Origin of the sequence: Flavobacterium sp. P21, from assembly GCF_050632225.1 — a bacterium.
Taxonomy (GTDB): Bacteria; Bacteroidota; Bacteroidia; order Flavobacteriales; family Flavobacteriaceae; genus Flavobacterium.
On sequence record NZ_CP192585.1, the window covers coordinates 1,550,517 to 1,575,907 of the forward strand.

The following is a 25,391-nucleotide window of genomic DNA, read 5'->3' on the forward strand; positions in this document are numbered from 1 at the left end:
ACTTGTTTTAACAGTTTTAAGTAGTTCTGGTCAAAATTGCTTGCCGTCAGGAATTACAATAAACAGTCAATCCCAAATAGATAATTTCTCAAAAAATTATCCTGGTTGTACCACTATTGGCGGGGATGTATTAATAGAAAACGTCGGCAATCTTTTAGGATTATCCCAAATTAAATCTATTACAGGAAACCTTACGCTCAAACTCTTAATTAAAGACTTAAAAGGGTTGAATAATTTGACTTCAATTGGTGGAGATTTGACTATTAGTGGCAATTCTCTTTTGACCAATTTCACTGGATTAGAAGCGTTGAATTCGATTGGAAAAAATGTATTGATCGAAAGAAATGACGTTTTAGATAATTTTAATGGCTTAGAAAATCTTAAATCAGTAGGAGGAGATTTGTCGATAAGAGATAATAAAGTATTAACTAATATCAGCGCCCTTAAAAACGTTGCAAATATTGGAAATAATCTAATAATCAGTGCAAACAATAAGCTTCTTAATATTAATGGATTAGCAGGTATTACGGAAGTTAATAATGATTTGGTTGTAGAGTCAAATCCGCTTTTGACGTCTTTAGATGGTTTGAATAATTTAAAGACTGTAAAAAGAGATTTAAAAATTAGATTTAATAATAGCTTGAAAGATTTACAAGGTTTAAATGGGCTAATATCTACTGGACGATTTTTTGAAATAGAACGAAATGATAATATTTCAAGTTTTGCTGGTTTGGAAAATCTTGCTACTATTTACAGGTTATTTGTAGTTGATAATGATAATCTAATTAATCTAAAAGGACTTGATAATCTTAAAATTGTAAAAGAAAATTTAACGCTATTTGGAATTGATAAATTAAATTCATTGAATGGGTCGCAAAATGTGACATCAATTGATGGAATGTTGCAAATAAAAAGTTGCAATGCATTGACTAATTTAACGGGATTGAGTGGTTTGACTAAAGTTGGAATTTCATTTGAAATTTCAGACAATTTGGGTATGATAAATCTTCAAGGTTTAAATAGTTTCGTGTCGAGTGCAAACCTTTACGTATCTGGATGTACAAGTCTTGAAAATTTAGTAGGATTAGAAAGTCTTAAGAATATAAATAATGGCAATTTAACAATCAGTTATAATGACAAAATAACAAGTTTGAAAGGTATTGAGAATATTGATCCCAAGACAATCGGATATGTAACTATTGAGTTGAATGCCTTATTGTCAACTTGTGCGATCCAAAGTGTGTGCAGTTATCTTTCAGATATTGCAAAAAGTGCCGCTATCCGTTCAAACAAAGAAGGATGTAACAATAGAGAGGAAGTTACAGCAATGTGTAAGACTGTGCTTTCGGTAGATGAAAATGATCTTTTATCCTCGACAAGTTTGTATCCTAATCCAACAATTGGCAAAGTGAATGTAAATGTAAAATCTGATTGTAAAATGTATATTTACAACGCTGTTGGAGAGCAATTAAAAGAATTAAATTTAGTTGTGGGATATAATGAAGTGAATCTTGATTCATTACCATCTGGTGTGTATTTTTTCAAGACTAAAAAAGGAAACACGCTAAAAGTTCTAAAGAAATAATTAGTACTTTTTGTTATTGTCCGTCAGAGATAACTTGGAAATAAAAAGATTAAAGATCTTATAAAATAGAAAAGCTTCAGATCTCTCTGAAGCTTTTCTATTTTTATCATTTTTCTCTTGGCGAGCAATAAAAATATTATAGAAAATATTCCCTCCAAACATCTTTAATACAGATTCAATTTCCACAGCAAAACGAATTTAAATCAGTAATAATTCTGACAAAAATTTTAGAATTAAAAACTGAATTTGTATCTTGTTCTGCTAAAATGGATTATGTCAGACATATACATTTTAAAATAATTGCCTTCAAAACGTTTTTCACTTCATTTTAATAGAAACAATCGAGATTATGAAAAAATCATTAATGCTCTTTATTGCATTCTTAGCTCTTACAGCTTGCTCAAAACATCAAGGAAAAAAGATGTTGCTATTACAGGAATAGATTCCACATTGCGACCTGGCAATGATTTTTTTAGATATGTAAATGGCAAATGGTATGATTCTGTATCAATACCAGCATCTCAATCTGGAGTAGGCGCTTATATGTTTATGAATTTCCCGCAACGAATTCGCCTTCAAGGAATATTAGATAGTATTTCAAAAAGCAATAACCCAGCAGGAAGTATAGCGCAAAAAGTAGGGGATTTTTATGCATCGGGTATGGATACTGTGACTATTGACAAACGCGGTTATACACCTATCAAGCCTCTACTTGCAAAAATTGAAGCAATTAGCGATTTGCCTTCATTAATGAATTTTGTTGTTAATGAAGAAAAAGCGGGCAATTATTCTATTATTGGTTTTGGAGTGTCGCCCGATGATAAAAACAGCAGTATGAATATCGCCCAGCTTTATCAAACGGGTTTAGGCTTGCCTGACAGGGATTATTATTTCAAATCAGATTCATCGACCGTTGCTATACAAGAAGCATACAAAAAATATCTTACTGTATTATTTCAGCTAACAGGAAGCAATGCTCAAGAAGCTAAAAAGAATGCTGGTTTGGTTTATGATATTGATAAACAGCTTGCACTTTCGCATAAAACAAAAGTTGAACTTCGAGATGTGCAGGCAAATTATAATAAAACAGCTGTAGCAGATCTTGCAAAAAGACATCCTAATATAGACTGGACTACTTTTTTAAATAATTTAGGTGCTAAAACTGATTTTATTAATGTTGGCCAACCTGCTTATTATGATGCCCTTAATAAGCTTTTAAAAACCATCCCGATTAATAATTGGAAAATTTACTTGAAAGCAAATTCTATCGAAAGATATGCAGATGATTTAAGCAAGCCTTTTGTAGATGCTTCATTTGAATATACTAAAGTGCTTTCTGGGCAAGCTGTTCAAAAATCACGTGGCGAAAAAATGGCAAATATCGTTGACAATTATTTAGGCGAAGCTCTGGGTGAATTGTATGTAAAGAAATATTTTTCGGAAGATGCCAAAAAGCGTATGCTGGTTCTAGTAAATAATTTACAGAAAGCCTATGCAAAAAGAATTGATAACTTGCAATGGATGAGTCCTATTACGAAACAAAAAGCCAAAGAAAAATTATTTGCCATTACTAAGAAAATAGGATATCCAGATAAATGGAGAGATTATAGTAACGTAAATATTGCTAGAAATGCCTATTTTGAGAATGTGGTTTCAGGGTCTAAAGCGAGCATATCAATTTCAATTGGCAAAATTGGGCAAGCCAGTCGATAAATCAGAATGGTTTACTACAACCCCAACCGTTACGGCATATAACAATCTTACTGCAAATGAAATTGTTTTTCCTGCCGGTATTTTACAAGCCCCATATTTTGATAATAATGCCGATGATGCACTTAACTACGGAGGTATCGGTATGGTAATTGGCCACGAAATAACCCATACTTTTGATGATCAAGGTGCGCAATATGACAAGGATGGAAACATGAAAAACTGGTGGACAAAAGAGGATTATGCGCAGTTTAAATCAAGAATACAACAAGTTATTGATTTATATAGTACTTATACCGTTTTAGGAGATTTACATATTAATGGTGCAATGACAGTTGGCGAAAACACAGCTGATATAGCTGGAATTGCAGTTGCCTACGATGCTTTTAAAATGACTGAACAAGGAAAAGGAAATACAAAAATTGACGGTTATACTCCAGACCAACGTTTCTTTATTTCTATAGCCAAAATATGGAGAGTAAAAATGAAAGATGAGTTCCTACGTTTGTGGATTAACAATAACCCGCATTCTCCACCAAATTGGCGTGTGAATGGTCCTTTAATGAATACGACACCTTTTTATAAAGCATTTAATGTGCAACCTGGAGATAAAATGTTTTTGCCAGAGAAAGACAGAATCACAATTTGGTAGTGTTGAAACAAAATTAATTACCCCTTGAAGGGAATTACAGTGTTATGGAATGGCGGATCAAATAATACAGAACGGAGTATTGTAAAATTAAATTGGAGTGAATTAATGAGGAAATCCATTTGTGCTAATATTTTAAAAGTATGAAAAGATCATTCTTGTTGGTTATTTCTATTATAATGATTTGTTGCACAAAAAAAGAATCAAACTTTGAGTATGACCCGACCGTTCCGTATCCGATTTTAAATCCGGGAGAATTTTGGCTTGATAAATTTGATGAAAGAGGATTGCAAAATGCAGTTGTATATCATGACAAGATATATTGCAATACAATTGATGTTGGTGGTGATAGCAATTTTCTTTATTGCTTGAATCCTAAGGATGGAAATGTTGTTTGGCGCGCACATGTTGATGCTTTTGCAAGTCAGCCCGCTTCTTTTCAAGGCGATACAGTTATTTATTGTTCCTATTTAGGTGATATTTCTGCATTTGATAATAAAGGAAAAACAATCTGGAAAGCTAAGTTTGATGATCCTTATGGAGGGCATTGTGTTGATACGATCAACTCAACATTACTGGTGAAGACCGTTTATTGGAAATATGTATCTAAATATGATATAAAGTCTGGAAAATTAATTTCAAGAATTGAAAATGACTCTTTGCAAAGTTTAATTTATGCAAAAATGAGGGATAGCAGTTCATTGAAAGAACATAAATATCAATTTACAGGAAAGGATAAAACTTATGCAATTAAATGCAAGCCATTTATGAGTGTTGAAGTGTGGGAACATAAAATCGAGATAAGTAAGAATATTTATAGTAAATAAAAGCAAACATCCATAGAAAACAATATTCATCACTACAAAATGGAAACAAATCAGAATAGCATTAATTTAAAATTCGACAAAATATTCTCATCTTTAAAGCGAGTTGCCAGAATTGTTTTGGCAATTTCCTCTATACTACTAATTATTTCGATTATTTCGTCGCTAGTTTACAAAGGAGAATGTTTTAGTATTTACTCAAATGCTGGTTTTATGATTTGGCCGGCGATAATATTGTCAATTTATTCAATTGTTTATTCGTTACTTATAATTGTAATTTTCTTAGTATATAAAGTCTACAAGCGTCATTTAATTTGGGCGACAATTAAAAGCGAAATTTTGTTTTTAATTCTTACAGGACTATTACTGACTATTTTTTATTTTGTAAACAGCTATATGGTTAAAAATTATTACTAGATATAGATTGGTTCATGAGCAATATGTTAGCTCCAAGAGGAGGAGTTATAATTAACTTTGTAAAACTATGAATCTAATTACAGCAATTCTTTTTTCGGTTTTTATTTCGAAAAATATCCAACTGGAAGAAAAGGTGTATTTTGGAAGAGCCCATAACTATAGTACGATTTACAGTTACGAAGTAACTGAAATTCACATTTCCTCAGATTCGATATTGACAAGATATGATTATAGATTGCCGAATAAACGAGAGTGGAAAAATTATAAGAACTATGAGGTAAAAGAAGAGAAGCAGATTATTTCAAAAAAAGGACAGTATTATTTATTAATTAATCCTGTGAATCATTTGGAAAATGAAATGCATTGCCTAAAAATAACTAAAAATAAATTAACATATTATTATAAAAACTCAGACGGAAGTTTACTGAAGGGCTTTACATTCAAAAGGAAATGAATGCTGATTTAAATTTTTAGAACAAAATCACTTTAGCCAGCAGAGAGAAATTTGACACTGGTGTAATTAGAGAAACCAAAAAAAGAGATTAAAAAAGAAGTTCGAAAATCCTGATTATGAACACGATTAAATTTAAAGAGACCATTCTAATTAATAAAAACTCTGAGTTAGTTTTTGATTTTACACAAGATTATAATAAACGATTAAAATGGGATACTTTTCTGAAAAAAGCTAACTTAATTGATGGTGCAACAGAAGCTGGTAAAGGAGTTAAGGCATATTGTGTGGCAAAAAATGGACTTGGTATGAAAACGGAATATGTTACCTATAACCGACCAAAAGTTACGGCAATAAAAATGATAGATAATTCATTGTTATTTAGGTCATTTTTAGGTTCTTGGACATTTAAAGAAATGCCTAACGATAAAACAGAAGTTGTCTTTTTGTATTCTTTTTCACTTAGATTTCCGTTCAGCTTATTGATAAATTTTATAAAAAAGATTTTGCAAACAAATGTAAAACAAAGGCTTGTTGATCTTAAGCTGAATATTGAAGAAGAAATCTGATAAGTAGATTTGCAATCTGTTCCCACAAAGAGAACCTTGACGATGAAAACTGATAATGAAAAAGGAGCAAAAAAACATGAAAAAAGGATTTGTAACCATAAAAACCGAAAGACTTTTATTGCGACAATTTATCGGTAGTGATCTTGAAAATGTTTTCAAAGGACTTTCAGATCCGGAAGTTATTAAATATTATGGGGTGAGTTTTCAAACATTGGAAGCTACTAAGGAACAGATGATTTTTTTCGCTGATCTTGAAAAAAATGAGACAGGAATTTGGTTTGCTATTTGTTCTGCCGATAATAGCACATTCTACGGAGCGGGTGGATTAAATAATTTAAGTAAAGAACATAAAAAAGCAGAAATCGGTTTTTGGTTAATTCCTGATTTTTGGGGGCATGAAATTATAAAAGAAGCAATACCGTTAATTTGTAATTATGGGTTTGACAGTTTAGGAATTAATAGAATTGAAGGATTTGTTGAGTCAGAAAATAAGAATTGTAAAAATGTAATGGCTAAACTTGACTTTCAGTACGAAGGGACGATGAAAGACTGTGAAATTAAAAATGGTAAGTTTATAAGTCTTGATATTTATGCAAAAATAAAAGATAATTTAATAAAGCCTGCGCAAGAAATCAAATAAAAAAACGATTGCGCCAGTAGATTAGTAATTTGGGATTGGGCATTCTATATTATAACGAAAAGAAACTATCTAAACTAAAATGATTAAAAATGACAAATGTAAAAGAAGGCATAGTATGGATAACAGGTGCTTCATCTGGCATTGGAAAATCAATGGCTCTTGAATGGGCAAGATTAGGATATAAAGTAGTTCTCTCTTCAAGGCGCAAAGAACTATTAGATAAAGTTGCTGATCAGATTAGATATTCAGGTGGAGAAGCACTGGTGATTCCGTGTGATATAATGGAAGAAACCTCTATTGAAAATGCAGTCCAACAAATCATTAAAGATTTGGGGCGTTTGGATATAGTTGTTGCTAATGCCGGTTTTGGTGTTTTTGGAAGTATCGAAAAACTAACAGCCAAAGATTGGAACAGACAATTGCAAGGCAATGTTACAGGTTTAGCCCTAACAGTAAAATATGCATTGCCGCATTTAAAGAAAAACAATGGCCGAATTGGTTTAGTTGGAAGTGTAGCAAGCATATCTTCCTAATCCTAATGTAGGCGCATACGGTGCTTCAAAAGCGGCTGTAAATTCTATAGGTCTGACTTTGCAGGTTGAATTAAAGGGCACAGGTGTGAGTTGTACTACAATGCATCCAGGTTTTGTAGTTTCGGAAATTGCCCGAATTGACAATGACGGAGTTTGGCATCCTGAAGAGCCAGATCCGCGTCCGTCAAATTTAATGTGGCCTACTGATAAAGCCGCAAAAGTAATGGTAAAGGCTGTTTTAAAACGAAAGAGAAATTACGTTTTCACAGGTCACGGAAAGCTGGCTGTTTGGTTGCAAAGGTGGTTTCCGGGATTGATGAGGTCTATAATTTCAAAAGGCCCAAAACCAGATTTATGAGAAAGATTTGGTTGAATGTAATATCCCAAGATAGGATGTTCTCAAATCTATTTGACTTGAATAAGATAGCTCTTATGAAAATTAAATCTATGTTAAAAGAGTCGCTTTATTTCAATATTAATTTGAAATTTGTAAAATGTCTAATTAACAACGAGATAATATGGAAGGACAAATCATTGAATTGGAAAAAAATATTGGCACGGAGTTGAAAGTGATGATTATGAAACAGTAAGAAATCTAACGTTTTTTCCCTGTATAGTTGCCGGAAAAAATGGTGTTCAAAGTATCAGTGAGGCTGATTTCAAAAATATGTTTGACTCTGGACAGACTAATAAAATAAAAGTACTGAACATCTATGATGTAAAAGAAAAGCTAATTGCCGAAAATACAGCTGTAATAGGGTATGGTCTAGATTTTGAGATAGTAGGTCAAAGTCAAAAAGAGCCTATAAAGGCCGCCTGCACTTCTACTTGGATTAAAGAAAATAACAAATGGGCGTGTGTCATGCATACCGAAACAGAACTGGAAGAAAAATAGTAATTTGGAGTAATGCACTTTCAAATTGTGACGTGCATAAAAGTTCTAACGAAAGCATAAAAAAAGCTTCAGAGAAATCTGAAGCTTTTGTCTTAGTAGCGGGAAGCATTCAAATATCTAACCGCATTATTACTGATTATTATGCAATTTTTGCATTAGCATCCTAAAGTAATATTTTAAAATGTAATGATCTAGTAATTCAAATTCAATGTAGATTATTAGAAAATAAAAGCCTGATAATTGAACATGCCCTAAATAGTGTCTAACTATTGGGGCATGTTCAATTATCGAAATGGCTTAGATCGTAAAATTTTAACTATTGTCATCAAAGTAATATTCGACGTCAGCATTTTCTTTCTTTCATCGATTTTATTTAATCTCATTTTTTTTGATAATCACTTTAGATCTGAATTTTTGCCAATCAGAATTAAATTCGAACAAATCTTCGATCTTATATATGTAAATATTATTCACTTGGTTTTTATCAATCGCCTCGTTTAAATCTTTACCCAAAAAATGATTTATAGAAATTTTGGTCGAAAGATTATCAGCCATTATAAATTCAGGAATGTTCAATAATGGGTAATGCGAACTTGTGTATGTCGTCCATCTACCTTTATTATTCTCAATTTCATTTAAAAATTCTCCACAAAATATAATGAGATGTATATATAAAAAGTTTTTAGTTCTGTCATATCCAAAATTATATAATGCTTTATTAAACTCATCTAAATTAGTTTCTGAGATCTTTTCTGGTATTTCTAATTTTAGATTTAAAAATAGTTCCTTTATAAAAACTTCTCTAAATAAAGTTGGATTCTTAAAAATCTTACGATACTTAAAATAAGGGGTATTAATTTCCTTGAAGTTTTTCTCATTAAGTGATTCCAAAAAGATTCTTCAGAATTAAAAAGATATATTTCACTTTCATTTGTTACATGATTATCACCGTAAAGTGTTAGATCTACGTTGGAATTAGATGTTTCAATAAAAACATCTAAATTATCAAATGCGTAATAGATTTGACTTTTTTTCAATTTTCGATTTACATCTGTTATAAATCCTAAAATTTGTTCATCATTTTTAGTTAGGATTTCCTTAAACTCGCTGTATGGAATTTTTTTCTTCATTAAATTTGTTTTTTGTGGATAGCATAATGCTGAACTTGTCATTAAGAAAAAATAAATAATTAGATCTCATAATTAATTATTTAAAGAACTTCCCCCTGCTGGCGCGAGCGTCTCGCTCGTGAACGCAAAAATGATATTAACAAAGATAGTTAAAACAAAAGAAGCCCTGCTCTTCGAAGAGTTCTTAGGAAACGCTGTGCGAATGTCTCTGACTTCGCACCCACAATTTGAATCAGATACTATTTTCTAAATCTAAAATAAACAAAAAAAAGCTCCAGATTTCTCTGAAGCTTTACTTAGTAGCCCTGACGATACAATTCTCGAACCATTTCATGGTTGATTTAGGAGGATTGGGTAGATCTTAAATAAAAAATTATTGGTCTAATATATTATCAGGCTTGTTGATTAAGGGATCTAACCAGTCTGCTTTATCAGAAGCCCATTTTAACCATTCTTGCTTTTCAATGTTTAAAGTGTTATTATCTATTGATTTATGTTTTTCTGCTTCAATATATTGTCTAATAATGAGTGTCTTATTGTATTGCTCTGACAAAGTAACCAGTTTATTGAACTTTTCTATTTCTTCGTTTTTTTCTTTTTAATATTTGCAATACGTAATTCTTCTTCTTCTCTTTTTAAAGTCGCGATTCTTGAACGTTCTTTCCATTCCTTTTCACTTTGGGCAATAAGTTCTAATTTTGCGACAATTTTTGCTAAATTGGATTCTATTTTTGTCTTTCCATCTCTCCATTCGCGTTCTCCGGAATATTTCCCAATTTTAAAAATGAATTCACCAATATATTCTAATTCGGTACCACTGTATGGCGGTTTTCTTGGAACTCTTTTTGATGCTTCACGTAAGTCCATTTCGATAAAAATCCCATCTATCAATGCACATGTGTCACCATATTGTTTTGATATCGTGTGACCTCTAAATCTTAGCAATTTCGTTAAAGAATCCATAAAGCATAATGCTCTATCTCGGTTGTTTTTCTCAACTCTAATAGGATATAGTATTATATTATTTTCTCGATATGAAGAAAATTTGATTTTACCTTTCCAATAGTCTTTTGTTTGGATAGTTAAAATGTCTGGTTTTGTAATTTTATCTGGAACTAATAATGGAGCTTTCGCATATTTCTCGATTTCTTTAGTTCTTATTGTTAGGGGTGTTTGATCAAAATTGATTGGATTACCTTCTTCTCTTATTTGAAAAATAATTTTATCCACTCCGCCAAAAATTGGATTAAATTTTTCTTTTTTGACTTTTTTATTGAATTTTAATTTCATCCAATAGCCACTTTCGGGTATGGGTATTTCAAATAGCCTGCATATTTTTTTATACCTTCATTTGAAATAGCATATTGCTTGATTAATTTAGAAAGTGGAGTCGACCAAACTAAGTCATATAATTGATTTCTTGAAAGCTCAATAGTTTTCATATAAAAGAGATTTTGTAAATACAATTAAATTAATGATTTAATTGTATTTACAAATTAGTTAAATAATAAATTATCTAGTTTTATATCTTAATATAACATCAATAATTTATTGATGTTATATTATAATTCTTGGATAAAATGCAGAGATCAGCTATAAAATGGTAGATAGATATTTAGAATAAATTTAGGTCAGCGGAACAAAATTTTATGTTTTTAAATATTCTTTTTTCTTTAGCTAATTCTTCAACTTTTTTATAAAATTCAGAAATTAGATTTATTCCTAATTCAGCTTTTATTTTATCAGACGATCTGTTAGCTTTAGATTCAGCTTTATAATCAATATAACTTATTAGGGATAATAATGTATTAGGGAAATCAAAATAAACTTGTTTGTTTTCACTTTTTTGAATCGCCAATATATCTCGTGCTCTAGCTTGTTTGAGATTTAATTTTATTTCTTCTAATGAATATTTTTTGTTTCTCAGTTCAGCTTTTATAATATCAATGTTACTTGATTCTAGTTCATTTATTTTACTTGGCTTAAAAATACATACACTTGGATTTTGTATACCATCTTCTTTCAATTGAGTTATCACCGGAACAAGGAAATTATTAACATAACCTAGAGCTAGTACATCAGCCGGAGAATATTCCGTTTTCTCAAAAAGTTTTCTATTTAACTGGTTCAAAGTAACAGCAGAAAATGAAACTATAGTAACCAATGCTTCTAAGTCAATGTTTTCAAATTTTGGGATGGATTTTTTTAATAGCCAGAATATAACTATTGTTGCGGTCAAAAAATTTAAAACATAACTGAAATAAGTAAATATTCTAATATTAATTACTGCCAATTCTAAGAGGTGATTTTGTATTTTCTTCATTATATAAAATTTTGATTATTAAATCTTAAATCGTTTACTATCTGATTAATTTCACTTTGCAAAAAACTTATTTCTTGCATTTTTTTGTCGCAATCCTTCTCAAAAATGATTTCGGTACCATCAACTGATTTAATATTATTACGATAAGATTTATCATTTAAAATTCGAATTAGTTCTTCATTTATTATAGAGACAAGGTCGAGGAAATGTGAGTATTGATATTTTTCAATGCCAATATTATAGCAAATCGCATTAATGTGAAAACTTCTTATTGCGCCTTTATTGTCAATATTATCACAATCATATTTCACATTTTTTAGAAAGCGAATCATGTTTTTCAATCTTCCATTAGTTAGAATACTTCTTTCATTAATTCGTTTTATACTCCAGAAAGGGTAATCAACATCGGAAAGCTTATTTGTTTTTTTATTGTAAATCTGAATACCTCTTCTATGATCACGATTTGTTTTCATATAATCAATACCCTTGTAATACGTCGCAGTAACAACATCTACATCACGTTTAGGGAAGTAACTAATACATAAATTGAATTATCTTTGTCAATATCAATCTCTTTATATGTAGAACTTAAAATATCTTCGGATTGTCTCCTAATATTCTTCAGATCGATTATTTGATTTCCTTCATATTGCCTAAAATCATCTGAATGTTTTTTTAAGTTTTTAAATTCTATTGGATCTAATAACTTTGGATTTGCTAAAGAACTTTTTAGACGATCATGATCAACACCTTTTGACTTGTTTGTAATTTGAACTAAATCGATATCATTGTCTTTAAGTATGTGAGTATTGGTCATTACTGAACCTTGTCGTTCAAAATGAACATCATTTCCATGACTTTTTCTTAGATGTGCCTCTACTTGATTAGCGGCTGTTTTGCTATTTGTTGTATATTCTGGTGCCACACCTTTCATAGCCTTTTGGACATAGATATATACCTCAGTATTTGGTAATTTTTTGTTTTCAAAAAGCTTAGATGTTGCATTTTCTTCTGCATACAAAGCTTTCATTTGAACCAAATCAGGGTTGCTTCGTTGGTTAATTTTACTAATCAATTGGACATAGTTTTTTGACATCATTTACAGTTTTAAAGTTTACTCCTGCAAAGATGATAGAGACGTGTGCATTGTAAGTGCATACTTGTGAATAAAGTCTGAACCTACTATTTTTTTACTTGTTCATACTAAAATTGTACTATTATATATTCTGTACAATGCAGAAATGCAGTAAATAATGAATTTTGGTGTTTCAGATAAATGTATAAGGAAGATACTTTTGATGGACTAGATAATTATTAAGCAAACATTGCATTTTCATTCACTTGGTTAATTACCTGAATGACTCTCATTACTTTATCTTCTTCGGGGAAGATTCCGAAAATACCTTGATCATTGTTTTCATTGAAAGGCGCTTGTGTTAATAGGTGCTTTTCAATAACTCCTTTATGATTCAAATACTGAATGATTTTGTGGATGAATGTAATTTGGTTGGCATTCAGATTTCCTTGGCTAATAAAATCAGCAAATAATTTATTAGCTACATCGATATCCATGCCAATAATATTTCGAACAAATTTACCCAAAGGTTGTTCGCCATATTCCTTAACAAATCGGTCTTTGCTTTCTAAAGTTTCTTTTAATAAAAAGGCTTCTAACACTTCTAATTCGTTTGTTGTGATAGGTAAGTTTTTATACAATTTATCAATTACTAGATGCGATCTGTTTTTTTGATAAAAGCTTCTACTCGGTCTTTATAGCTTTGTAAGGAAGTGTAGGAAGCTAACAAATCGACTTCTTCTACTTTATCCAAATCTAATTCATCTGTAAAAGAAGTGTAAATTGGATCTAGTTTTTTCTCATCTTTTAGGAATTGCACTAAATCTCTTAATTCTTGACGAATTTCTTCTACATTTAGAATATTCACTGTACTCCAGAATTGTTCTTTTTGGAGTTTTTGGATTGTATTTATTTTTGCTTGTACGGCAGGAATATTTCTTTTTGTAAATAAGAGATTTACAATTTCGTGAATATTAGTAATATGATTGACTTGGGATTTGTTTCCTGTTATTAACGCCAGTTGTAGTTTGTATGTCAACAAGTCAAATCGTTTTGCGAATTCGTCTTTGTCTTGATTATTATCTATTAAATGGGATAGATTGGTTTGAATATTTAAAATATCTCCTTGGGTTAGATTATTCCAACGTGCTCTATTTTTATATTCTACAACATAACGCCAATGTTTGCGAACTTCAAAACGACTATCGTCTAGCTTTTCTATTAATTGATGTAGTTCATCCACATATTGCATTTGAATTTTTTCTTGCTCGTCCGTTGGATTTTGTAATTGGCGAATTGCCATTACAATTTCAAGTTTCGTATTGAATGTTTGTTGAGATAGAGATAGTGTTGTTTTTTGAATTTCTCCATCTGGATTTTCTCCAAAGTATTCAAAATTACCGCAGAAATCAAAGATTAAGAAATACTCTTTATCTTCTCCCGGTGCAAAAATATCAGGACATAATCGAGTGCCACGGCCAATCATTTGCCAGTACTTAGAATATGATTTAACTTCTTTGAAAAAGACTAGATTCAATACTCTTGGCGCATCCACACCCGTATCCATCATATCAACCGAAACGGCAATTTGAGGCTCTTTTTCATGGCCTTTATCAAAGCAGAATTTCTCTAATAGATCCTGTGCTTTGTCTTCGTAATTGTCAATTACTCTTAGGAATCCACCACCATATTGAGGATAGTTTTTATTGAAACGCTCTTCTATAAAAGTCGCGTGTTTGTGGTTTTTAGCAAACAAAATTGTTTTCCCTAATTTGTCACCACCAGCAATTTTCTGGCCGTTAGTCATTAAATAATCTAACACTTTATCAATAGTATCACTATTGTATAGCCAAGTATTGATTTTGCTTTTATCCACATTAAAAACTTCATTCTCATCACCAAATTGAACTCCAAAAAGGTCTCTAAAACGAGTTTTATCCTGTTCTGAAAGATCATCGTAAATAATTCCTTCTCGTGGAAATTTTAAAGGTACTTTGAACGCCTTTGGTGGTTTTAGATAGTTGTCCGCTACCGCTTTATTGAGTTCGTAAGCGTACGTCGGGTTGTCATCTTCTATTTCAAACAAACCATAGGTATTCTTGTCAATCTCTTTTTTAGGGGTTGCAGTTAATCCGATAAGAAGCGCATCAAAGTAGCTAAAAATAGATTGGTATTTTTGATAAACGGAACGGTGGGCTTCGTCAATGATAATGACATCAAAATGTCCCACGCCATAAAAACGTTCATCATCATTTTTGAGGTTATCAATTTTATTAAGAATGCTGGGGTAGGTCGAAAACACTACACGTGTACCATTGTCTTCTTTTTCCTTGGTCAAATCAATAGCCGATAAATGTGGTAAGTGTTCTTTGAAGGCATTTTTAGCTTGGGTTACCAATGCATTTCTGTCCGCTAAAAACAAGATTCGTTTAGCCCAATTGCATTTGGTGAACAAGTCAACCATTGCGGCAGCAGTTCTGGTTTTACCGCTTCCTGTTGCCATTACTAACAAGGCTTTTCGGCTTGTACCTTTTAGTTTATTTTGATTGGTAGTTACCAAATGTTCTGCAACTCTTTGAATGGCTTCGAGTTGGTAATACCTTCCTGCAATAGCTTTATTGACTACAAATTCCCTTAGGTCTTTACGAGCCAATCGTCTTTCCATCAGGACTTGTAATTCTTCTTTGGTATAAAAACCTTGTACGAGTCTTGAAGGATAAAAAGTGTCATCCCAAATATGGGTTTCAAAACCATTGCTGTAAAAAATAACAGGACGTTGTCCGGTACTTTTTCTACGCAATCGGCGTATAAACTAGCTTGATGTTTTCCTTTTGAAGCGCTGTGAATCGTACTTTTGGCTTCGACTATTGCTAAAGGCAAACCGTTATCACCCCATAAAACATAATCGACAAGTCCTTTTCCAGATGGGTTTGTTGTAAGTGGCATTCCGCTTACTTCAAATTCTATTTCTCTGCCTTGGCGTAAATTATCCCAACCTGCTTCACGCAATAACAAATCGATTAATTTCTCTCTTGTTTCTTGTTCGGAAGTAAGTTCTGGAATGGCTCGATCTAACTGAATTTCTTGTAAACGCTCTTCTTTACGAGCCGATACCAACTGTAATTTTTCTTCTAGCTGTTTGCGTAAGGCTTCGTTTTGTTCCGCTAATTTTTCTTGTTGTTTTAGAGCTTTCTGCGCTTCAGTACGTTCTTGTTCTAGTTTCTCAACTAGCTCTTGCAGTTGTTTGGTGTTTTTATCTTTCGTATCTCCATACGGAATTACTCTTTCATCAAATTCTGGAATATCGGGATTGCTTTCGCTGTAATACTTACTCAAAAAAGAAAGAAAGCGAAAACTGTTTTTTAGTGAATGTAAGGCTTCTAAAGCTTTCACGGTTTTGCCGTGTGCTTGCATTGTTTCCATTTAAGCGAACAATATCCAATTCCATCAACATAGATGGCTTGAGTATGTTTTTGAAACTTTGATGATGGAGTAGGGCACCTAATTTTGTATCATAAGGCAGTTCTAAATCTTCATCATTTTTATACAACCAAAACAAAGTTTTCTCTAAAGTGCTTCTACATAGTAACGCCGCATAACGAGGTGCAGTGAAGGTATGTTTTTCAGCTTCTTGAATTTCGCGATAGATTTCAGGGAATTCTGACTGAAGAAAAGTAAAATTGCTTTGCATTGGTTTATTTTGATGGACTAAAATACTACTTTATCTACAAAAACGATATTAAAATGTATCAATTTATTTCTTTTTAAAATTAATTAAAATATAATTTTTAGTGAGTATATGCTTTTCAATCTATGAGTTGATCGAATTTATTATATTTTTTAGGTTTTCATTGTATTGCAGGTTTCCAAAGTTTATAATGACAAGATTTTTTTTAGTTCGCGTTAATCCAGTATATAGAATTTCGTCGAATGTAGATTCTACATTGGAATGATTTTTTTCGATAATTAAAAATACGATGTCGCTTTCCCATCCTTTAAAACTATGAATAGTAGACAATTTTACAGTTCCTCTATTCATATAAAAATGGAGTTTTTTATTATTTCTCAAATTTTTTATTTTTTCGTTTGTTACTATAGTGTTTCTATACATTTTAAATGCATCATAACTATTTTGATTATTCGAAATTAAAGTTAAAAAACCTGATAGGTTGGTATTATATTTTTGACAATACCAATCAAAAATTGGGTCAAATCTATTTGGGTAGGCAATAACCAAATCATATAATGTAAAAAGAATACTTAATTCAGCAAATGCTTTAGTAGTGTCATAATCATTGTTTCTTTTTATTAATATAATAGCTTCTTTTAACCAATTGGAAAAAGTATCAGTATTTACTCTTTTAATATCATTCAGTGCCATATTACAAACCATTTCTGAAGTTTCAAACATGGTATTTGTATTTTCATAACATGAATATCTATAATAGGAATCAAATTTTTTTAAGAGTGATATGGAGTGACTTAAAATAGTTATGTCATTTGGAATGAATTTTTTATTGATAATATTTTCATATATAATTGTGTAGAGAGTTGAAACATTATCGGTATTTTCTAAGAACATATAATTAAGATGTCCCTGCAAATTTTTCTCAAATTGAATTTCAAGGGAATTATCTATTTTATTAAAATCATCGATCTCGTATTTGTCTTTGAAAATTGTTTCTTGAAATTTTATTGCTAAGTCTTTGATCTTATAATCAGATCTATAGCAATCTTTTAAGTTTACAACACCCATTACATTTGTTACAACATCTTTTCCAGAAGTTTGATTGTTGTAAATGTTTTGTTTTACATCTCCAAAGAGGACATATTCTCCACCTTTAGCTAAAAAACAATCCTTAATGATGTCCATCCATGGTCTTTTATAATCTTGAATTTCATCAATGAAAATAGCTTCGAACTGCATTAAATTATCACGATTCTCTTCAAAAAGTTTTTTGTTAGAATAATAGTTGGTTTCAAAATAAACCCCTTTTTCTTCTATAGTAAATTCATTGAAATTTTCTGGAAACTCGAATTCTAGACCTAAATTATTTAATTCTGTATTTATAAAATTATGGTAGTTAAGAATGATAAAGTTCTCCCACGGAAACTCTTCACGTACCTGACTTATTTTGTCATGAATATAATTCTTTAATGTAATGTTGTAGGTTAGAATTAGAATTTTACCTTTTGTTCTTTTATAAGCTTGAACTGCCCTAGTCTGCCAAAATAGTTGTCTTGCCTGAGCCAACAACTCCTTTAATTCGCTGTTCTCTTGTTTGACTATGAATAATTTCAATTTGTCTGCGACTATAAGGAATGTTTTTCCCATCTTCAATTAAATGTCTTGGAGGGCTTAAAAATCTTTTAAAGCTATCGTATAACTCATCTGAAAATAACGCTTGAGTACTACTAGATTTTAACTTAATTTTTTTTAGTAATGTTTCAAAATCGAGTTCATTCAAATTATCTCGACCTATAAAATTGATGTTGTACTTTAGAAAACTTTTGTATTTCACATCGTGTTCATAGGGTGAAACTAATAAATCATTTATTTCTTGTTCGCTTGCATTGTGGAAGTAAATGGCACAGGAAACTATATTTAAGAATCTGAAATTAAGAATTTGTTTCTCTAAGAGTAGCGGTATATGAAGATTGAAGAGGTTTTCTTTGTATTTTAAAGCCTGATTTATTGGGGATTTTATTCGAGCATTATTATGTTTTACAACCCAATTTTTTCTTTCATCTAATCTATAACTATCTAAATTATAATCTTTCACTTCTATGATTAGAACTCCAAACCCTTTTCTTAAAATGACGACATCTGGTCTATCTCCATTCAACATGGGATTAAAATATACTTCGAAAGAATTATCTAGATTATTAATCAAATATTTTAATAAATGAAGCTCTCCAGGTTCAGGTTTAACTTTACCATTTATAATAGTCTCTAAAGAAGGATATAATATTGCCATATTAATTTTTTAGTTTCTACACAATATAGGGTGACCAAATTCTAAACGCCAAAGTTTTTCAATATCAGAAGCGTACTTTGAATAGGCATCTTCTTCATACAAGAAACCAAAAATTGCTTTATTGTTATTATCATCAAAATCAAAAAAACTTATTGCCCAATCTTCTTGATTATCAAAACGTTTTAGAATATTTAAAGTCCCTGTTCTGTGATCCATACAGTTTAGTTCTTGAAGTATTCTTTCTCTTAAACCAAATGCTGGAGGATTACTTTTGTACCCGCCGATACCATTGTATATTATTTTGAAACCATTATGTTCAACTGTACTAATATAGCTCAGCTTTGATCTTTGTGCTATTAATTTTATAATTGGAACTTCACTTTTATGATTATCTCTAGCTAAGCTTAATAAGTCGTAATCTAAACGTGACCAAAGCCAATATAATCCTCTTCTGTGTCTTGGTAACAATACGGTACCTTCACTTAAAAATCTATCTAATGTACAAAAAGTTTCTAGTTGTATTTCCTGAATTTGTTGTAAGACATTTTTATAATCCATTTTTTTGTTTTGATTTAATCCAACTATTAGTAGCTATATTGAATAAATTCTCATTTAAGAAATCATGTTCTTTTTCGTCATAGTTGAAACCAGGTCTTGACAATTTCAAAAATTTCGGATTGTCTTGGTTAGGAATAAATTTACAAATTATGCAGATACCACTGTTATTGTTGTTGAAATAATGTGCTGGGATAAATTGGTCATTATGTTTTTTTATCCACGCTCTGATTATCTCACTAATAGATTCACTTGAAATATCTAGAATGTAAGATGCAGTTATTAGATTCTCAATTTCTTTTTCAAAGGCTTCATTTGGGATGCCAAAAATCTTCAATATATTTAATGCTGTTACCTCAAACCAATCGTAGAAACGACTATCTTCTTTATAATTTAGTTTGATAATCGCAATAGACAATAAAGAATTAATACAACTGATGTTTTTATAATGCGCTAGTTTTTTTACTGTATATTCATCTTTAGCATCATCCCAGTTTGATTGAAGTGCTACGTTTATAAATTCACCCAGAACATTGAGAATCGCCCCAGAAAAACTTCCTATTTCAAATAAATTGCCTGGTATGTGATAAATATAGTATTGTTCTTGCGCTGTTTCTGTTTCGTTCTTAATTGTAAATTTACGATTGGTAACTTCAAATAGATGTTTTAATACTATTAAAAGCATTGCTAAATCCACTAAACCAAGTTTTTTGTCTTTATGATTTTCAAATTTATAAAGCGCTTTTAGATAGTTTGTAATGAATTTGTACACAACTTCCCGTCTTTTTTCAAGAACATTTCTGGAAGGATAATATTCTTGTTTTTTATCTCTAGCTGTAATGTCTTTTCTATCTCTACTTGATGTAGCATCCGCTTCTTCCTCATCATCCTCATTGTCTTCTTCAAATTCTCTTGCATAGTCTTTAAGGTATTTTTCAAACGAATCCCAAATCTTGACAGTATGGTGTTGTTTTAAAATTAATTGATGCTCTTTTGAATTTGAATCTAAAGCAATTGCATCTTCATAACTTAATGCATAATCTAAATTTTTAGTTTCTTTTTTCATCATCTGAATAGCCAGAAGTAGTCGTTTCTTTTTTGAAAAGGAAGAGTTGCTATGAATCATATTGAAATATTCCATTACTTCAAAGAGTTTGAAATCTCCCGATTCAATCATACTTGTTAGTCTAATTAATTTTCGATTATCGGGCGAAGGGTTTGTATTCCATAATTCAGATACATTATTGAGTAACTGTTTGTTCGAAATAATATCCTCCTTTTCGTCAAAAAGCTGTAAATACAAAGCATTATTGCTGATTGTATTATTGACTTCAAAATATATTTTATCAGCTATTTTGGAGATCATTTTATTTTCAATCACTGTTCCCCAGCTGTTGAATAATTTTAGATTTACTTGTTTATGACTATCGTAATTTTGTAGAAATAATGTTATTTTATTTCCTTCTTTGTCTGCCCCGAGTATGACAATTTTTTTGACTCTTCTTTTTTCAATTTCCTCTTCTTTTTGTACTTCTGCTTCTATTGGTTTTGAAGGTGTCAGTTTTTGTTTTATGGTAAAAATGCCAATTTCTTTAAGAATGTCATTCTCTTTGTACTTGTATAAAACTGCGAATTCATCATTAGCACCGGTATAGTTTTCTTGACCAAAAGCTTTTATAGAGGCGTTCGGACTTCCTATTAAACAATAAGTCCAATCTTTAGATTCAAAAATAAATAGTTTAGCATGTAATTTTCTATCGTATTTTTTAAATTTTAATTCAGCTCTCTCGGTTGCGTCCCAGGAATAAAAATTAATATTTTTTTGCTTCTCCATTTTGTGTGGATGAATGCCTTTTTTGTCTTGTAAATACACTTCCATAATAGATTTATCAAAGTGATTCGACATAGATAGGAGTAAAGCACCATTTTCATCATAAAAAGGGCTAACTATTTTGATTTTTGTGATTGAATCCTTTGGAATAAGGTTGATCAGTTGCTTGTAAATACTGTTTTCTTCATTATATAAAAGGGCAACCTCAACGTTGTCTGTTATTTTATGAAATAAGTGTTCGTCAGTTGTTCCTTTTTGTAGTAAAGTCGTATTCTCTTCTAACCAATTTAGTTTGTCTTTTGAAAAACCTTTTATTTTTACGGTATTGGATTTCAAATAATTCCAAGCTTCTATTAATAAGGGTAATTGTGTTTTATCTTCTTCTGTGGCATAGAGTACAGAAAAAAGTTCGTGATTTTTGCCATGACCTCCAGCAGTTATATTTCCGGAACCTTGAATAAGCATAATTTCTTTTTCTCCAACAAAAAAGGCCATTTTAGGATGGAACACTCCTGTTGATGCTATTCCACTTACACTATAACTCGAATTCAAACTTTTTAAATTACCAGTAGTCAAACCAATGCTTTCGTCTAGCATTTTATCATCCACTAATAAGTTTACATTCGTGATTCCTTTTTGCTTGATTTGTTTTAAAACCTGTGTTTCAAAATGATGGAAATCAAAGGAAAAAGTAGTCATCACGACTGAATGAAAATCTGCACTTTTTTTAATTTCGTGAAATAGTTTTTTCTCTATCATACTGCAGTCGAAATTAATTGATTTGCTTTAGTGCTTAAATCACTTTCAATAGTAATTAAACCTAAATCGATTAAGAAATTGTAAAGTGTTTTTATCCTTGGACTCGTAAAATTGGGAGTCATTGTTTCAATGTGAATTAAATAATTGTCTTCGATAATAAATTTCAATAAGTTCTTTTCGCCATTCCCCATTTTTCGATAGGCAATTGCGGTATGGTCGTTTATGATAGCCTTTATTATGGTTCTTATAAAATCTGGAAAAAGCATCTCTTTGCTAGAGGTAATAAATTCTTTGAAAACGTTTAGGGCATTCCCATTTTTATCAAATAAAGCATAATCTGTTGCATACTGCTCTATTTTTTCGGTAACGGGAATACTATCGTGATATACTTTTAAAAGTAAAAATAAGCCTTTAGAAAGCCCCGAAATATTAAGATCTCCTTTAACATTGTTATTGATGTGTTTTATATACTCTGTTGGTGTGTCTTCACTATTTCCGATTTTTTCAATTACTTGAGATACAGTTAATAGCTTTAGATCAAAAGTTTCTTGTTCATTCTCAACTACTAATTCCGTAATAGCTTCAATAAAAACTGAGACTGATTGTGGTTTGTTTTCCATTTGGACCAACATGGCCCAAAAAATAGTTTCTAAACTAAAGTGTACTAACTCGTTTAGAAAATAATAATACCAACCCAAATGCGTTTCATTGGTTATCGTCGAGTGATTTTCTAAAAAGAAGTATATAAAAACATCGGAAAAGCTTTCCAAGCCTCCTTGTCTTTGTTTGTCGCTATGTAATTTAAGAAAAGTAAGACCGTGTCTTTTCTTTGATTAGAGGGAACTCCGTTCGTTTTTTTATATTTTAATCCATCATAATCCAAGAGCATTTCAGAGTAAAATACTTCTTCAGTACTATTGCATAAATCTCTATTTAGAGCAAAGTCAGCCAAAGTATCTATATCTTCTCGATACAATTTACCTTCGTTTATTCTCTCTAAAAACAAGGTTATGGCAGTGTTGTCTTGAATAGAATTGCGGTAAGAATCCGCTAGCTTTTGCCCTTTCTTGGTTCGTTCAAAATAACCACCCGTTTTGGCATCTACTAATTGCAAAGCCATTAAGGAACCACTATAATACTGACCAAAAGCGCCCGATGTATAATCCCAATATACTGAATGTTTGATCGTGTTTTCAAATTTATCAGCCCCTAGCGCAATATCATAATAGTTTTGTGTGTTTAAGTCTGTGATATATTTGATAGCAAAATTGCTTCCTACCACACTCTGTTCTGAAGGATACTTATTTACCATACAATACGAAAGAATCAGTTCGGCTCTTCGTATAAAATTATATTGCCCTCTAACACTCGTTTTAAACTCACTACTTTCAGGGAGGTTATGATATTCGTCTAACAACCATACATAAAACCCATAATATCTTAGTCTCAAAGTTAGATTGGTCATTCCTGGTAGCAACAAGGAGTAAACCGAAATTGAACTGTTTTGAATTCCTAGTGGATCACGACCTCTAACAAAGTCAGCACTTTTTGCCCAAAAGGGTTCTAAATAGGTGGTTGTATCGTATGCCATACTTTGCTACTTAGTAGTTTGTAGTATTACAATTATCATTCACAATCTTGACAAATTCTTTAATTCTTGCTTTTGCTTTTCCAGAATTAATATCTAACCAAAATTCAGAATTGTTATTAATGTTACTATAAAAATCCTTGTGCATTGGCCACCAATAAGATGTTTGGAATTGTTCTTTAAAAAATTCTTGAATTTCGGGTGATGGCTCTTTAGTTTCTAGAACTTCATTTCTGTTGATACCGTAGAGTATGGCACCTGATTCGTAACTAAGGGCAATAGTGTGTTTAGACCAATTGCTTGGGAAAAAACGCATTTTTTCTCTTTCAAATTGTATACCTAATTCAGTCGCGACTTGTTCTAACTGCAATTCAAACTTTTCTTTAAGTTGTTCTTTTACTTGTTGCAAACTCATTACTAACTTTAAACTTGTTTCTAGATTATCTTGACTTTCCAATATATACTCGGCAATCATTTTAGTTTCATCCATATATTTTTCTCCAATAAATTGACTTTTTAATTTTTTTCAAATTCTAATAAAAAGTAGCGCACGCGATCTGATTCACAATGAAGAGCAAAGAGATGAACTAGTTCTATTATGTGATCTTCATAACTAATAGTTTTTAGCTTATTTAGATTGGTGTAGTTTTCAAAATCTACTTTAGATAAACTTGTTTCTGAGATTATTTTGCTTGCAGGACTTAGATACAACAAGCAATAATTATCTTTAGTTACTTTTTCTAAATAGTCGATATAATCTTTGATTTGATTAATTTGATCCGCAGTCCAGATGTAAATTTTGTTTTCAATACCAATGATTTGCTCCCATTGGTTTTTACGAATAACAATATCGATACGCCTTTTGTTGTGCGTTATGTGTTCACATTCTACTTCAATGTTATCAGTATCGGTGTATTTAAAATCTAAATCAAAATGATTGATAAATAGTTTTAAAAAAGTATCATTCTGATTGTGTGTCTCTTTTGGATTTAGAAAATGGGCTATTACTTCAGAAACTTTATTTTCGTCAATGTACCAAAAATCAAATAAATTAAAATCAGGAGAAAGTATTTTACCATATTGTTTTCTAAATTCCTTTGATAGTTCTATTTTGGTTTTTATAATGGAATAAAATGTTGTGATAGTTTTCATAAAATTATTTATTCTAATTCAACTCTCCCTTAAATGCCTGCTGTAACAAAGCTTGAAATAATTGCTCGCTTTTTGCTAAGGCTTCTTGCGCTTGTTGTTTTTGAGATTCTATCATTTGTACTCGCTCGGCGAACTGGTTTTGGAGGGCGATTGGTGGAATGATTAATTGAAAAGAATTTATTTTGGTTAATGTATATCTTTGGATTGCGGCTCCAGACATAAATTCGTTCAATAGTTTTATTTTAACTTTAGGATTGTTTAACCAATATGACAAATAATAGTTATTAATAATTTTATAGTTTGGCTTCAATAATGCTAAGCTCGACAGAAGGCTAATTGGTTCATTAAAAATATTTAAACAAGCAATACCCGTTGTAGCACCATCTTTAATGTATAATACATCTCCAAATTCAGGAGTACATCTTTTATAAATTTCATTATGTGCTTCTTCACTAATATATGTTGGTTTTGAATAAAAGTCTAATCCAAATGACTTTACATGTTTAGCAGTTACATATGGAAAACCTTCATTTAATGGTTCAGGTGAGAAATGCGTTCCATCAGTTATTTTATGACATACATTTTTTAAAACTTCTATTTTCCAACCCTTTTCATTCCTCACAGGATCCCCAAACATATCCAAAAACAAACTTTGCGTAAGCTTATCGTATTTCTCGATGAGTTGTTGGTTGTATTGGCGCAATTCATCGGCTTTGTCGAGAATGGA

The 25,391-nt window shown here is 31.0% G+C and carries 31 protein-coding genes; 11 read left to right on the forward strand and 20 right to left on the reverse strand.

The features are described from left to right. Positions 1-40: 40 nt before the first annotated feature. The 11 genes from ACQ9BO_RS07525 to ACQ9BO_RS07575 all read left to right on the forward strand — a co-directional run bounded on the left by ACQ9BO_RS07525 (position 41) and on the right by ACQ9BO_RS07575 (position 8,273). On the forward strand, positions 41-1,585 hold the full coding sequence (locus ACQ9BO_RS07525) for a T9SS type A sorting domain-containing protein (protein ID WP_431244204.1): 1,545 nt from the start codon (positions 41-43) through the stop codon (positions 1,583-1,585). Positions 1,586-1,885: 300 nt separating this feature from the next. Then, complete coding sequence (locus ACQ9BO_RS07530) at positions 1,886-3,298, forward strand: hypothetical protein (protein WP_431244205.1); 1,413 nt, start codon at positions 1,886-1,888, stop codon at positions 3,296-3,298. Beyond that, positions 3,279-3,947, forward strand: coding sequence for a M13-type metalloendopeptidase (locus tag ACQ9BO_RS07535; protein ID WP_431244206.1), 669 nt, complete (start codon positions 3,279-3,281; stop codon positions 3,945-3,947). Before ACQ9BO_RS07530 ends, ACQ9BO_RS07535 begins: the two co-directional genes overlap by 20 nt. Positions 3,948-4,087: 140 nt before the next feature. After that, entirely contained in the window at positions 4,088-4,771 is a 684-nt protein-coding gene (locus tag ACQ9BO_RS07540) for a PQQ-binding-like beta-propeller repeat protein (RefSeq protein WP_431244207.1), read from the forward strand. Positions 4,772-4,810: 39 nt separating this feature from the next. Beyond that, positions 4,811-5,185, forward strand: coding sequence for a hypothetical protein (locus tag ACQ9BO_RS07545; protein ID WP_431244208.1), 375 nt, complete (start codon positions 4,811-4,813; stop codon positions 5,183-5,185). Positions 5,186-5,252: 67 nt separating this feature from the next. Beyond that, positions 5,253-5,639, forward strand: coding sequence for a hypothetical protein (locus ACQ9BO_RS07550; protein ID WP_431244209.1), 387 nt, complete (start codon positions 5,253-5,255; stop codon positions 5,637-5,639). Positions 5,640-5,755: 116 nt separating this feature from the next. Further along, positions 5,756-6,205 carry a type II toxin-antitoxin system RatA family toxin gene (locus ACQ9BO_RS07555; RefSeq protein WP_431244210.1) on the forward strand — a complete coding sequence of 150 codons (450 nt, stop codon included), beginning with the start codon at positions 5,756-5,758 and terminating at the stop codon, positions 6,203-6,205. Between the two features lie 55 nt (positions 6,206-6,260). Then, on the forward strand, positions 6,261-6,845 hold the full coding sequence (locus ACQ9BO_RS07560) for a GNAT family N-acetyltransferase (protein ID WP_431244211.1): 585 nt from the start codon (positions 6,261-6,263) through the stop codon (positions 6,843-6,845). A gap of 89 nt (positions 6,846-6,934) precedes the next feature. Next, entirely contained in the window at positions 6,935-7,378 is a 444-nt protein-coding gene (locus ACQ9BO_RS07565; protein WP_431244212.1) for an SDR family NAD(P)-dependent oxidoreductase, read from the forward strand. A gap of 85 nt (positions 7,379-7,463) precedes the next feature. Then, positions 7,464-7,736: a hypothetical protein gene (locus ACQ9BO_RS07570; protein WP_431244213.1), complete on the forward strand. Its 273-nt coding sequence runs from the start codon at positions 7,464-7,466 to the stop codon at positions 7,734-7,736. 309 nt (positions 7,737-8,045) lie between these two features. After that, the gene (locus ACQ9BO_RS07575) at positions 8,046-8,273 is read left to right on the forward strand and encodes a hypothetical protein (RefSeq protein WP_431244214.1); all 228 of its coding nucleotides are present in this window, start codon (positions 8,046-8,048) and stop codon (positions 8,271-8,273) included. A 369-nt stretch (positions 8,274-8,642) separates the two neighbouring features. On the opposite strand, the gene ACQ9BO_RS07580 is transcribed toward ACQ9BO_RS07575, so the two are convergent. The 20 genes from ACQ9BO_RS07580 to ACQ9BO_RS07675 all read right to left on the reverse strand — a co-directional run bounded on the left by ACQ9BO_RS07580 (position 8,643) and on the right by ACQ9BO_RS07675 (position 25,367). Further along, positions 8,643-9,164: a hypothetical protein gene (locus tag ACQ9BO_RS07580; protein ID WP_431244215.1), complete on the reverse strand. Its 522-nt coding sequence runs from the start codon at positions 9,162-9,164 to the stop codon at positions 8,643-8,645. A gap of 612 nt (positions 9,165-9,776) precedes the next feature. Then, positions 9,777-9,956 (reverse strand): hypothetical protein, encoded by a 180-nt coding sequence (locus tag ACQ9BO_RS07585; RefSeq protein WP_431244216.1) that lies wholly within the window; start codon positions 9,954-9,956, stop codon positions 9,777-9,779. Positions 9,957-9,979: 23 nt separating this feature from the next. Beyond that, positions 9,980-10,693: a hypothetical protein gene (locus ACQ9BO_RS07590; RefSeq protein ID WP_431244217.1), complete on the reverse strand. Its 714-nt coding sequence runs from the start codon at positions 10,691-10,693 to the stop codon at positions 9,980-9,982. Next, on the reverse strand, positions 10,690-10,845 hold the full coding sequence (locus ACQ9BO_RS07595) for a hypothetical protein (protein ID WP_431244218.1): 156 nt from the start codon (positions 10,843-10,845) through the stop codon (positions 10,690-10,692). The genes ACQ9BO_RS07590 and ACQ9BO_RS07595 overlap by 4 nt, the downstream gene beginning before the upstream one ends. A 173-nt stretch (positions 10,846-11,018) precedes the next feature. Continuing rightward, positions 11,019-11,726, reverse strand: a complete 708-nt coding sequence (locus tag ACQ9BO_RS07600) for an STING domain-containing protein (RefSeq protein ID WP_431244219.1) — start codon at positions 11,724-11,726, stop codon at positions 11,019-11,021. Then, positions 11,726-12,199 (reverse strand): hypothetical protein, encoded by a 474-nt coding sequence (locus tag ACQ9BO_RS07605; protein ID WP_431244220.1) that lies wholly within the window; start codon positions 12,197-12,199, stop codon positions 11,726-11,728. The genes ACQ9BO_RS07600 and ACQ9BO_RS07605 overlap by 1 nt, the downstream gene beginning before the upstream one ends. Before the next feature lie 38 nt (positions 12,200-12,237). After that, the gene (locus tag ACQ9BO_RS07610) at positions 12,238-12,822 is read right to left on the reverse strand and encodes a hypothetical protein (protein ID WP_431244221.1); all 585 of its coding nucleotides are present in this window, start codon (positions 12,820-12,822) and stop codon (positions 12,238-12,240) included. 218 nt (positions 12,823-13,040) lie between these two features. Continuing rightward, positions 13,041-13,442, reverse strand: coding sequence for a type I restriction-modification enzyme R subunit C-terminal domain-containing protein (locus ACQ9BO_RS07615; protein ID WP_431244222.1), 402 nt, complete (start codon positions 13,440-13,442; stop codon positions 13,041-13,043). A gap of 11 nt (positions 13,443-13,453) precedes the next feature. Further along, complete coding sequence (locus ACQ9BO_RS07620) at positions 13,454-15,454, reverse strand: DEAD/DEAH box helicase family protein (protein ID WP_431244223.1); 2,001 nt, start codon at positions 15,452-15,454, stop codon at positions 13,454-13,456. Positions 15,455-15,465: 11 nt separating this feature from the next. Next, positions 15,466-16,137, reverse strand: a complete 672-nt coding sequence (locus ACQ9BO_RS07625) for a hypothetical protein (protein ID WP_431244224.1) — start codon at positions 16,135-16,137, stop codon at positions 15,466-15,468. After that, complete coding sequence (locus tag ACQ9BO_RS07630) at positions 16,130-16,492, reverse strand: DUF4145 domain-containing protein (RefSeq protein WP_431244225.1); 363 nt, start codon at positions 16,490-16,492, stop codon at positions 16,130-16,132. The genes ACQ9BO_RS07625 and ACQ9BO_RS07630 overlap by 8 nt, the downstream gene beginning before the upstream one ends. Before the next feature lie 120 nt (positions 16,493-16,612). Beyond that, positions 16,613-18,103, reverse strand: a complete 1,491-nt coding sequence (locus ACQ9BO_RS07635) for an ATP-binding domain-containing protein (protein WP_431244226.1) — start codon at positions 18,101-18,103, stop codon at positions 16,613-16,615. Further along, positions 18,021-18,779 carry a nuclease-related domain-containing protein gene (locus tag ACQ9BO_RS07640; RefSeq protein WP_431244227.1) on the reverse strand — a complete coding sequence of 253 codons (759 nt, stop codon included), beginning with the start codon at positions 18,777-18,779 and terminating at the stop codon, positions 18,021-18,023. Before ACQ9BO_RS07640 ends, ACQ9BO_RS07635 begins: the two co-directional genes overlap by 83 nt. Before the next feature lie 9 nt (positions 18,780-18,788). Next, positions 18,789-19,337: a hypothetical protein gene (locus tag ACQ9BO_RS07645; protein WP_431244228.1), complete on the reverse strand. Its 549-nt coding sequence runs from the start codon at positions 19,335-19,337 to the stop codon at positions 18,789-18,791. Then, a complete protein-coding gene (locus ACQ9BO_RS07650; RefSeq protein WP_431244229.1) occupies positions 19,327-21,924 on the reverse strand; it encodes a hypothetical protein in 2,598 nt (865 codons plus the stop codon). Before ACQ9BO_RS07650 ends, ACQ9BO_RS07645 begins: the two co-directional genes overlap by 11 nt. Then, positions 21,921-22,694, reverse strand: coding sequence for a hypothetical protein (locus ACQ9BO_RS07655; RefSeq protein ID WP_431244230.1), 774 nt, complete (start codon positions 22,692-22,694; stop codon positions 21,921-21,923). Before ACQ9BO_RS07655 ends, ACQ9BO_RS07650 begins: the two co-directional genes overlap by 4 nt. Next, positions 22,655-23,515 (reverse strand): hypothetical protein, encoded by an 861-nt coding sequence (locus ACQ9BO_RS07660; RefSeq protein WP_431244231.1) that lies wholly within the window; start codon positions 23,513-23,515, stop codon positions 22,655-22,657. The genes ACQ9BO_RS07655 and ACQ9BO_RS07660 overlap by 40 nt, the downstream gene beginning before the upstream one ends. 10 nt (positions 23,516-23,525) lie before the next feature. Next, on the reverse strand, positions 23,526-24,002 hold the full coding sequence (locus ACQ9BO_RS07665; RefSeq protein ID WP_431244232.1) for a hypothetical protein: 477 nt from the start codon (positions 24,000-24,002) through the stop codon (positions 23,526-23,528). A gap of 26 nt (positions 24,003-24,028) precedes the next feature. Next, the gene (locus ACQ9BO_RS07670; protein WP_431244233.1) at positions 24,029-24,664 is read right to left on the reverse strand and encodes a PD-(D/E)XK nuclease family protein; all 636 of its coding nucleotides are present in this window, start codon (positions 24,662-24,664) and stop codon (positions 24,029-24,031) included. A 13-nt stretch (positions 24,665-24,677) separates the two neighbouring features. Beyond that, positions 24,678-25,367 carry a restriction endonuclease subunit S gene (locus tag ACQ9BO_RS07675; RefSeq protein ID WP_431244234.1) on the reverse strand — a complete coding sequence of 230 codons (690 nt, stop codon included), beginning with the start codon at positions 25,365-25,367 and terminating at the stop codon, positions 24,678-24,680. Positions 25,368-25,391 lie beyond the last annotated feature (24 nt).

What these genes read in the sequence shown, in the direction of transcription:
- ACQ9BO_RS07575 (WP_431244214.1), top strand. Translation starts at nt 8,046, where the DNA reads ATGTTTGACTCTGGACAGACTAATAAAATAAAAGTACTGAACATCTAT.
- ACQ9BO_RS07600 (WP_431244219.1), bottom strand. Translation starts at nt 11,726, where the DNA reads ATGAAGAAAATACAAAATCACCTCTTAGAATTGGCAGTAATTAATATT.
- ACQ9BO_RS07610 (WP_431244221.1), bottom strand. Translation starts at nt 12,822, where the DNA reads ATGTCAAAAAACTATGTCCAATTGATTAGTAAAATTAACCAACGAAGC.
- ACQ9BO_RS07640 (WP_431244227.1), bottom strand. Translation starts at nt 18,779, where the DNA reads ATGGCAATATTATATCCTTCTTTAGAGACTATTATAAATGGTAAAGTT.
- ACQ9BO_RS07650 (WP_431244229.1), bottom strand. Translation starts at nt 21,924, where the DNA reads ATGATAGAGAAAAAACTATTTCACGAAATTAAAAAAAGTGCAGATTTT.
- ACQ9BO_RS07590 (WP_431244217.1), bottom strand. Translation starts at nt 10,693, where the DNA reads ATGAAATTAAAATTCAATAAAAAAGTCAAAAAAGAAAAATTTAATCCA.
- ACQ9BO_RS07670 (WP_431244233.1), bottom strand. Translation starts at nt 24,664, where the DNA reads ATGAAAACTATCACAACATTTTATTCCATTATAAAAACCAAAATAGAA.
- ACQ9BO_RS07555 (WP_431244210.1), top strand. Translation starts at nt 5,756, where the DNA reads ATGAACACGATTAAATTTAAAGAGACCATTCTAATTAATAAAAACTCT.
- ACQ9BO_RS07605 (WP_431244220.1), bottom strand. Translation starts at nt 12,199, where the DNA reads ATGAAAACAAATCGTGATCATAGAAGAGGTATTCAGATTTACAATAAA.
- ACQ9BO_RS07565 (WP_431244212.1), top strand. Translation starts at nt 6,935, where the DNA reads ATGACAAATGTAAAAGAAGGCATAGTATGGATAACAGGTGCTTCATCT.
- ACQ9BO_RS07665 (WP_431244232.1), bottom strand. Translation starts at nt 24,002, where the DNA reads ATGGATGAAACTAAAATGATTGCCGAGTATATATTGGAAAGTCAAGAT.
- ACQ9BO_RS07550 (WP_431244209.1), top strand. Translation starts at nt 5,253, where the DNA reads ATGAATCTAATTACAGCAATTCTTTTTTCGGTTTTTATTTCGAAAAAT.
- ACQ9BO_RS07595 (WP_431244218.1), bottom strand. Translation starts at nt 10,845, where the DNA reads ATGAAAACTATTGAGCTTTCAAGAAATCAATTATATGACTTAGTTTGG.
- ACQ9BO_RS07545 (WP_431244208.1), top strand. Translation starts at nt 4,811, where the DNA reads ATGGAAACAAATCAGAATAGCATTAATTTAAAATTCGACAAAATATTC.
- ACQ9BO_RS07660 (WP_431244231.1), bottom strand. Translation starts at nt 23,515, where the DNA reads ATGGCATACGATACAACCACCTATTTAGAACCCTTTTGGGCAAAAAGT.
- ACQ9BO_RS07560 (WP_431244211.1), top strand. Translation starts at nt 6,261, where the DNA reads ATGAAAAAGGAGCAAAAAAACATGAAAAAAGGATTTGTAACCATAAAA.
- ACQ9BO_RS07645 (WP_431244228.1), bottom strand. Translation starts at nt 19,337, where the DNA reads ATGGATTATAAAAATGTCTTACAACAAATTCAGGAAATACAACTAGAA.
- ACQ9BO_RS07540 (WP_431244207.1), top strand. Translation starts at nt 4,088, where the DNA reads ATGAAAAGATCATTCTTGTTGGTTATTTCTATTATAATGATTTGTTGC.
- ACQ9BO_RS07630 (WP_431244225.1), bottom strand. Translation starts at nt 16,492, where the DNA reads ATGCAAAGCAATTTTACTTTTCTTCAGTCAGAATTCCCTGAAATCTAT.